The sequence below is a fragment of the Rhizobium sp. RAF56 genome, assembly GCF_052113965.1.
Lineage (GTDB): Bacteria > Pseudomonadota > Alphaproteobacteria > Rhizobiales > Rhizobiaceae > Rhizobium.
Genome location: NZ_JBFRDU010000129.1, coordinates 1 through 756, shown reverse-complemented (window position 1 = coordinate 756; position 756 = coordinate 1). Strand labels below are relative to the sequence as shown.

The following is a 756-nucleotide window of genomic DNA, read 5'->3' as shown; positions in this document are numbered from 1 at the left end:
CGGCGCGCCCGGACCATGATCGACAGCATGGGTCTCCAGGTCGATCCGAACGCGAACTTCGACGCCTATTACGGCCTCATCGATTTCGAGTTCTGGGCGCGCAAGAATATCGGCGACGACGCGGTTGAATACCTGAAGAAGAATGTTCATCCGCTGGATCTCGCTTTCCGCTTGGCCGAGGCGCACGGCATCGTGCTTTTGAACGGCGGCGGCTTCGAGGCGCCCAACTGGTCGTTGCGCGTCTCCTTGGCGAACCTGCCCGACGAAGCTTACGAAGATATCGGTCGCGGCGTGCGCGCGATCGCGCGCGGTTACAGGGATGCATTCGAAGCGTCGAAATCAGCCCCCAAGAAGTGAGGGGGCTGCAACGCAACGGGCGGCAGTTTGCCAAGAGGTCTGGTCCGAACGGTCTTGGTCAGAGGCTGCTGACCGAAACGACTCTAGTAGATAGGAGACTCTCAGCGAGCGGAAGGAAGCGCCTCGCGCCGTCGGTAGTGCCCGACTGCCTGAGTTGATAGCTGTGGGTAGGTCGCCAAAATCGAAGTCAACAATCAGTGCGAAAGGACGCGCTATGCGCCGATATGCCGTGGAATTCATCGGGACGTTTTTTCTTGTATTGACGATAGGCTGCACCGGGATGGCCGCGGCTCCGGGCGTAATCGCTCCGCTGGCCATAGGCAGCGTGCTGATGGTTATGATCTACGCAGGCGGTCACGTCTCGGGCGCCCATTACAATCCCGCGGTCACGCTTGGGGT

At 60.2% G+C, this 756-nt stretch carries 1 protein-coding gene and 1 pseudogene; both read left to right on the top strand.

Annotated features, from left to right (window positions below; all coding sequences use genetic code 11):
* A pseudogene (locus AB4048_RS28900) lies at positions 1-357 on the top strand (aspartate 4-decarboxylase); the annotation flags it as partial.
* Between the two features lie 214 nt (positions 358-571).
* Positions 572-756 (top strand): aquaporin (locus tag AB4048_RS28895; protein WP_442205362.1); only part of this gene is annotated, 185 nt, incomplete at its 3' end.